Source organism: Paraburkholderia sediminicola, assembly GCF_046027825.1.
Classification (GTDB): domain Bacteria; phylum Pseudomonadota; class Gammaproteobacteria; order Burkholderiales; family Burkholderiaceae; genus Paraburkholderia; species Paraburkholderia sediminicola_D.
Window position 1 is genome coordinate 1 of sequence record NZ_JAQQDU010000179.1, and the last position, 7,294, is coordinate 7,294.

At 58.3% G+C, this 7,294-nt stretch carries 9 protein-coding genes and 1 pseudogene; 6 read left to right on the plus strand and 4 right to left on the minus strand.

All coding sequences use genetic code 11. The features are described from left to right. The coding region (locus PQQ96_RS41165; protein WP_408303026.1) for a hypothetical protein at positions 1 to 255 on the plus strand (255 nt) is incomplete at its 5' end. Positions 256 to 297: 42 nt separating this feature from the next. On the opposite strand, the gene PQQ96_RS41170 is transcribed toward PQQ96_RS41165, so the two are convergent. From PQQ96_RS41170 to PQQ96_RS41185, 4 genes are all read right to left on the minus strand, one after another. Beyond that, positions 298 to 1,647, minus strand: a complete 1,350-nt coding sequence (locus PQQ96_RS41170) for a GIY-YIG nuclease family protein (RefSeq protein ID WP_408303028.1) — start codon at positions 1,645 to 1,647, stop codon at positions 298 to 300. A 252-nt stretch (positions 1,648 to 1,899) separates the two neighbouring features. Next, positions 1,900 to 2,259, minus strand: a complete 360-nt coding sequence (locus PQQ96_RS41175) for a hypothetical protein (protein ID WP_408303030.1) — start codon at positions 2,257 to 2,259, stop codon at positions 1,900 to 1,902. A gap of 265 nt (positions 2,260 to 2,524) precedes the next feature. Next, a complete protein-coding gene (locus tag PQQ96_RS41180; protein ID WP_408303032.1) occupies positions 2,525 to 3,142 on the minus strand; it encodes a Fic family protein in 618 nt (205 codons plus the stop codon). A 103-nt stretch (positions 3,143 to 3,245) separates the two neighbouring features. Beyond that, positions 3,246 to 3,746 (minus strand): type IV toxin-antitoxin system AbiEi family antitoxin domain-containing protein, encoded by a 501-nt coding sequence (locus PQQ96_RS41185; RefSeq protein ID WP_408303034.1) that lies wholly within the window; start codon positions 3,744 to 3,746, stop codon positions 3,246 to 3,248. Positions 3,747 to 4,045: 299 nt separating this feature from the next. Between PQQ96_RS41185 and PQQ96_RS41190 the strand changes: the two genes are divergently transcribed. From PQQ96_RS41190 to PQQ96_RS41210, 5 genes and pseudogenes are all read left to right on the plus strand, one after another. Further along, positions 4,046 to 4,489, plus strand: a complete 444-nt coding sequence (locus PQQ96_RS41190) for a hypothetical protein (protein WP_408303036.1) — start codon at positions 4,046 to 4,048, stop codon at positions 4,487 to 4,489. 35 nt (positions 4,490 to 4,524) lie between these two features. Beyond that, the gene (locus PQQ96_RS41195; protein WP_408303038.1) at positions 4,525 to 4,875 is read left to right on the plus strand and encodes a hypothetical protein; all 351 of its coding nucleotides are present in this window, start codon (positions 4,525 to 4,527) and stop codon (positions 4,873 to 4,875) included. A 72-nt stretch (positions 4,876 to 4,947) separates the two neighbouring features. Continuing rightward, positions 4,948 to 5,382: an SET domain-containing protein gene (locus PQQ96_RS41200; RefSeq protein ID WP_408303040.1), complete on the plus strand. Its 435-nt coding sequence runs from the start codon at positions 4,948 to 4,950 to the stop codon at positions 5,380 to 5,382. A 184-nt stretch (positions 5,383 to 5,566) separates the two neighbouring features. After that, positions 5,567 to 5,929, plus strand: a complete 363-nt coding sequence (locus tag PQQ96_RS41205) for an HU family DNA-binding protein (RefSeq protein ID WP_408303042.1) — start codon at positions 5,567 to 5,569, stop codon at positions 5,927 to 5,929. Positions 5,930 to 5,978: 49 nt separating this feature from the next. Then, positions 5,979 to 7,006 (plus strand): annotated as a pseudogene (locus tag PQQ96_RS41210) (PDDEXK nuclease domain-containing protein). Positions 7,007 to 7,294 lie beyond the last annotated feature (288 nt).

Here is a 7,294-nt window from a genome sequence, read left to right on the forward strand (position 1 = left end):
CAGTCTTTCACGCTCCAAGATCTGCTCGACCCTGCGGCGCGCGACCTCCTGCGAGCGGTCTTCACCGATCCTTACCGCTTCAAGCCAGGAAAGACCGTACAGCAACTCACGGAGGAGGCCGCGAGTACGGTTGCCGCAATCGCGGACCAACTCCGCGGAAGAGGCGTGTCTGCGCGCGCCGGCGCTCATTTCTTGACGCAGTGCGTGTTTTGTTTTTTTGCGACATCACCCAGCCAATGTCGAATTCGAGAATGACCATCGGAGATTAGTGTGGCCGTAACTAAAGCTCGTGGGGACTTAGTCGAGTACAAGTAATTTTGGCGCAGTCTCTCTATCTAGACGGCTGGTTTGGTAATAGTTCTGGAAGGCGAACGGTTGGTTGTGGTAGCGCACATCTGTGGCGCCGTCCATAAGCCGATTTAGCTCGACGTTCAGTGCGACCTCCAGCCCTCGAATTTCAGTTAGTGAATAGACCCAAACCGTCTGGTTGAAACGACGCGCTGCGCCGCGTCCTGCCAAAAAGGCTTCCCGGTACCAGCGACTCTCAACCTCATCTCGCTTTCCATTGCGCATTACAGTAAGCGGGGCTTTCTGCCACGGCTGGACATCCACCCCGGAAATAGAGATCTCGTAGCCTGCGGCATGCGATTGATGGAGAAACCAGTCGTGCAACAGTAGTTCGAGGTTGCAGGTTAGAAACAGACAGCGATCCTCAAACCTAGCTCCCGCGTTGAGCACCTCGCTGAGATATGCCAGCGTCAGAACATAGCTGTCCCGCCAGTTGTAGAGGCGCACCGATACATCCAGGACTGTGGCGAAGGTACCCACCAGACTCCGCATGCCAGTCGTGGCATGCCAAGGCAGGGTAAATCCGGCCAGCTCGTTCAGAACGGCGTGATCGTCCCCCGCCTTAAGCCAAGGCACCCGATTTCCGTGAGCACCCCAGACGGCCACGTGAGGACGCGTCGTCAATAGCCCGGCATCGTCAAAAGGTGAATCACATCTAGTGTGCCCGACCCAGTCCTGAAGGGAGAGGCCTTCGCAGGCGAGGTTGGCTCCGTTGCTCGCGTAGAGTAGTCCTGGTGAGCCACACGCGGTCCACTGCGCATCGATCATCTCGGCCAGTTTCTCTCCATCGAACCAAGTGAGGGCAGGGTCGGGGCCCTCGATGCGCGCACGCGAACAATCAAGCGATAATGATACGGCCAATTTCTCTTTCAACACTTCAAATGACGGAATCGCGTGTTTCACCCGCACCCGGTGTCGACGCGAGCGAGGGGATGAGGGTGTATCGAGACGCGATTTGTCGACTGGGAAATACTGCCAATCGAACGGAATATCGAACGAAAAGATTCCAGGCTTGTTGTGCGTACCGTTGAAGCGAGGATTGCTCGTCTTGATGAGGTATTTCTCTCGAACAAAGGCATCCTCTTTTGAGATGCATTCGAAGTAGAGGATAAGCTGAGCTTCGTGGTAGCAGGACGGGTCGAGGTGGCCGTTTGAGGTGAAATGTTCTCGGGTCAGGCGTTCGAGTTTGCGCTTCGTCACTCCTACATAAAGAACAACCTCGTCGTCGCCAAGAATCTGATAAACAATATATTTTTCGCGATGGTTCATGTGGCGGCAGACGAAAATTTTCGACATCATTTTAATTCATTGATAGTCCGCTCTCCGGCTCGTACGTTCTACGGGAGATTTACGGTGATCAAGCTACGCTGGACAGTCAGGTGTGGCAGAGGCTATGTCAATCACATCAGTCCGTTTCGGTCCCCCACGCCTACAAACGTTTGATTATCTGCGCCCGAACGACCGCAATCAACAGGTCGGTACGCCGCTGTAACGAGCAAATATGCGATCGTGAAAATCGGCGAGTTTGTGGGACGCCGACCGATCCTGACGTCAATACTTGCGATACGGTGTTGGCTCGTCTATACCGAAAATCATTCCACCCTGGAGGTCGTCATGGTCGTTCCTATGGTGATGCCGCGCCTGTTCTGCGAAGTGTTCGAATGGGCCGGTGCTGTCCATGACGGCGAGTCGCAGGTTGAACACCACGAGGTCATGCATATCGAAGCACACCTCGCCGACTGCTATGGAGATGATCCCGGTCTGTACGAGAAAGCGCTCGTTACCGTAGCGACTGAGGTTTTCAACGATGAGGGCGCTCGAGCTTGCTATCTCGCACGCGCTCGGATTGTTGTTTGCCAATGCAGGTTTGATGAAGGCGTGGGCGGATGGTGGATGGGTGCGTCGCTCCACGACCGATCCGGATCGTTTCGCTCCAGCACGGTTCGTCATCGAGGCGGCTGCGATCTGCCTGCTCGTAGAGTACGGTCCTGGGTTCGATCTGCGTGATTTCCACGCGACGGCATATCCTCGTGCAGCCGCTCGGGGAGTGGAATTCTGGTGGCAGAAAACATTGCCTTAGAAGCTTTTTGATTCCCCTGCCTCGTCAAATCACCTAGCCTGAGAAACGGAGACATCGATAACGCATCGAATACCCATGGGAGTGGAGGTGACCGCCTTAACGCAGTCGGTATCCGCGTCGACTCTCGAACTCTCGATAGTTGTGCGTTACCGAAGGGTCATCGTATCGCGCGGCTTCGTCAGCTGGCTGGTCTACCCCATCAAGTCCGGGCATCTCTCCGACGGTCATCAGCCACTGATTTCTCGGGATCTGCGGGGCGACGAACTGCTTCAGGTATTGATCAAGATGGCCAGAATTGGGTGACTCAATCTCTGCCGTGAGCGCTGTCAGATACGGGAGCTTGTTTGTCTTCGTCCAGTCGATCGACATCCCAGCCCTGAAGCAAAGTTCTGCATGAACCAGCAACATCGCACGGCCATTCCCGTCGAGAAACGGATGCCCATATGCGAACATACCCATGATGAAGCCAGGCCGCTCCATCATCTGCTGTGCATCGTGGCCATGCCTCAACCCCTCTTCGACGGCAAGGCGGCAGTCACGCGGATGGCAAAAGAATACTGACCCCTTGGTGATGGCCCTTTCGGGCAGGACCTCGGCGCGATCCTTCCCTGCCCAGGAGGGATACAACGCGTCAAACAGAAGTCGATGGACTTCAAGGAAGTCCCGGTATTCAATACGCTGACAATCCGCGAGAAATGCCAACGCGGTGGGCAATTACGCCCGAAATAAATTGTGTTCGGCGGCTTTTACGATCTCGAGGTTTTTCTCGGCATAGGCGTTCCGTAAATAACCGGCCGTCTCGAAATCTCCGAAAGGATCAAACATGCTTTGTCGCGCGATGGTGTTCCATCGTGAGCTTCACCATCTCATTCGGCGAGAGCTTCCCAGCTCGTGTTAATGCGACGAGCAAATCGTCCGTAGCGTCACTATTAATGTCGTCGCCGGCGAGACGGGTTACCGCGCTGGCCCACCGGTCAGCCAATGTCGGCACGAATTCGACCCCTGCCTGCTTGGCGAGGTTTTTCACTACGCGAGCAGCGTGGGTCAGGCGAGAACGCTTTCGTTGCTTGACCGATAGCCGAAGTTCGCGGGTTTCCACAGTAGCCACCGCCAAGAGCGCATCGCGTCCCACCTCGGCCAGCTTGGACTGCCTAGCGTACACACCGGGCGCTAAACGGGTAATAACACCCTTTGCGCATAGTCTGTTGAGGGCAACTGACACCTGACTCGGGCTACCGAAAGCGCGAACGTCCCGCCGCAGCAACAACCCATTGCGGCGAGGGCGAACAGACTGCAAGATTCGTTTCTCGATGTCCATGCGGTTATTATACATCAACAGAGAAATCTCTGATAGATCATAGCGTTACCGTATTTTCACATGCCTGCGCTTAGTGGGGTGGCGAAGGTGGCCGGATACAAGCGATCAGCCTAGGCCTCGCAGTGGTTTGCACAATTTTATTCCTGCCTACATCCAGTCGAGTCGGAGCCTGCAGATGCATCGGGAACAAGTTTGCCTCAAGAAGCTTTGCAGAAGATTGTTCCTCCGGCGGACGTTTGAGGCAATTTTGTAAGTTTCCCGACACCTCCCGCACGGGGCCGATCTGAATTCCGACGAAAGTGCTCTCGCTCGAGGGTATCCCGTGCAGTGCTGAACGCGCGGAGGAGCGGCTGCGGGCATCCGAGAAGCGCGCCCTGCTGGAGATCGACCGCGAGCGTAGTACCGCAACGAAGCTGCAGAAGGAACTGGACGAGGCCAGGCGTCGCACGGACCGGAAGGAGGCCGACCACCGCCGTGCATTGGAAACCATGCAGGCGCAGCTGGGCGATGCACGTCATCAGGCGGGCGTGCTGCAGGGGCGGCTGGATGCCGTTCAGGCTGAAAATGTGCGGCTACAGGCGGAAATGATGACGCTGCGAGGGGCGGAAACGCGTGCGCGGGAAGCCCGGTCGTCGGCCACTCTGGCCGTCTCGGCCGGCGTCCGGAAGGCACCACGCCCGACCCGGTCACCTCGCGCGGTGCCGGGCGCCAACGCTGCAACGCGTCGCAAGAAAACGGTATAAACACACGGTAATTCGCCACCAGGGAAATGGACTGCATGGCTGATAGCTACCTGCTCGCCGGACTGACGCTGCCGCAGGGCGTCGCGCATGAGTCCCTGCCCGGGACCGTGACGCGCTTCATGTCGGATTGCTGGCACGGCATGAGTCGCACGCAGATGATTGCCCACGCGAAACGGCGGGGTCTGCGCCTGTCATTCCGCGCCACGGCGCGGTGTCCGTCCGGCGACACTGGCGTGTTCGAACTGCGCTTCAACGATGGGGCGGTGGAGTGCCTGATGCTGGCACGGCTGCAGCGGGTCGGTGGCAGGCGCGGTAAACGGCAAACCAGCCGGACTGACGTATCCCAACCCCCGCCACGCGATCCGAGGCAGCCCCGGTTGTTCTGACGCGACCGTGCCGGTTGCCGCGCAGCGCGCTGCTCGCTATGCTCGCAGGCTTCAACGGATCAGGAGTCAGAAGTGCGGCGCGTGACGGTCAGGAAATCATCGGTGCATGGGCGAGGTGTGTTCGCGCTACGCGCGATTCCAGCCGGCCAGCGGATCCTCGAGTATCGCGGTGAGGTGACCTCGTGGCGACGGGCTTCTGCCAGGTACCGGCGGTCCGGCATGCCTGGCCACACCTTCATTTTCGGACTGGCTGACGGGCGTGTGATCGACGGCAGAGTCGGGGGCAATAGCGCCCGCTGGCTGAACCACTCCTGCCAGCCGAACTGTGAGGCGATCGAGGACGGGCGGGGACGGGTTTTCATCGGGACGCTCAAAGACGTGATGCCGGGCGACGAGCTTTCTATCGCCTATGGACTCACGATCGATGAGGTGAAGTCCCCAGAAATTGTCGATGACGATGTGTGTCGCTGTGGGGCGAGGAAATGCACGGGTTCGCTGCTAGCCTGACGAGCGGATAACGACTTCCGCCAGACGCAGGAGAACTCTGCGCTAGCAGTGTGAAACCGGCACTCCCCGGAAGCCTGGCCGGATCGTTGTTTTGAAACTGAAAGCGCCAAACCGGAAGCGACGTGAAGATTGTCTCCGCACTGCGGAGGGAATTTGAGGGGCAACCCGGAAAGTCGCGCCCAGGTTGCCGTCCAGCGGCGGCTCCGGTAACGTATCTTTCTCACCTTGGCAACGCAATCGCAATGCCCGTTTCAGAGGAAATGAAACCATGAACAAGCACGAACTCGTCGATGCCGTGGCCGCCGCGACCGGAAACAGCAAGGTGGCCGTCGCAGGCGCAGTCGATGCACTCGTCGGGACAGTGACGAGCGCGGTAGCGAAAGGCGAACCTGTGCAACTGGTGGGTTTCGGTACATTTGCGACCGGGGCGCGTGCCGCACGGATTGGTCGTAATCCCGCCACGGGTGCGGACATGCAGATCGTTGCGGCAAAGACCGTGAAGTTCACGGCGGGCAAGGCGTTCAAGAATGCCGTGAACGCAGCGTGAATGATGTGATGATGCATTTTTTCCCGTTGGCGGCCGGAGTGCGGCCTGTATGAGCGCACTCACGCCCGCATTGCTACTGAACGAAGTCCGGCTCCTGATCGATTCGGCCCGTGAGCGCACGGCCGCAGCCGTGAACGCCGAACTAACCCTGTTGTACTGGCGGGTGGGGCGCTGCATCCACGCGGAAGTGCTGGGCGGAATCCGTGCAGAATACGGGCAGCAGGTGATCGCGTCGCTTGCAAAGGCGCTCACCGCCGACTATGGCCGTGGCTGGAGTGAACAGCAACTGCGGCATCGTCTGCGCGTCGCGGAAATTTTCACGGACGAGGCAATTCTCTCCGCAGCGCGGAGAGAATTGAGCTGGACGCACATCAAGGCGCTGATCTATATCGAAGACCCAATCAAGCGCGAGTTCTACCTGGAGCTCTGCCGGCTCGAGCGCTGGTCGTCCCGGCAACTGCAGGAACGGATGAATTCGATGCTGTTCGAGCGCAGCGCGATTTCACGCAAGCCGGCCGAGGCCATCCGGCATGACCTGGCGCAGTTGCGGCAGGAACAGCGGGTGCAACCGGACGTCTTGCTGAAAGATCCGTATGTGCTCGATTTCCTCGGCCTGAACGATCACTACCTCGAAAAGGATCTCGAGGACGCCATCCTCCGGGAAATGGAGCAATTCCTGCTTGAACTCGGCGCCGGCTTTACGTTTGTGGCTCGCCAGAAGCGGCTACAGATCGATAACGACGATTTCTACATCGACCTGCTGTTTTACAACCGCAAGCTGAAGCGACTGGTGGCCGTCGAACTGAAGCTCGGCGCTTTCAAGGCCGAACACAAAAGCCAGATGGAACTCTATCTTCGCTGGCTCGCAAAACATGAGCAGGAACGGGACGAACTGCCGCCGCTTGGCATTATCCCGTGCGCCGGAAAGAAACAGGAGCAGATCGAACTGCTCGAACTGGACAAAAGTGGAATTCACGTCGCCGAATATCTGACCGTGCTGCCGTCGCGTGAGACGTTGCAGGCCAAATTCACCAGTCAATCGAGACGGCGCGGCTGCGGCTGCAGAACAAGCCATAGAAGTAATAGTGGGACGCGCTGTGTTTCAGCACGGGTCGCCCAGTCAAACCGTCGGCGTAGCCGCTTCGCGAACAACCCGACGAGCGCTCGCGGCATTCGCGGCAGGCGCTACAACTTTTACTTCGAAATCACTCTTACTTTCGCTTCATCGGACGGCGCTCATTTTTCCTTCCTCGTTGTCGGTCGTCGCGAAACTGCGGCTGGCCATCCGGCGCAATCCCTTGCCGGGCGGGGCTTCCCGCGCAGTGTAGCAGAGCATGCAAAATCTGCCAGGGAAAACAGACACTC

Excerpts from the sequence above, each read along its gene's own strand:
- PQQ96_RS41170 (WP_408303028.1), bottom strand. The coding sequence starts at position 1,647 with ATGATGTCGAAAATTTTCGTCTGCCGCCACATGAACCATCGCGAAAAA.
- PQQ96_RS41185 (WP_408303034.1), bottom strand. The coding sequence starts at position 3,746 with ATGGACATCGAGAAACGAATCTTGCAGTCTGTTCGCCCTCGCCGCAAT.
- PQQ96_RS41195 (WP_408303038.1), top strand. The coding sequence starts at position 4,525 with ATGGCTGATAGCTACCTGCTCGCCGGACTGACGCTGCCGCAGGGCGTC.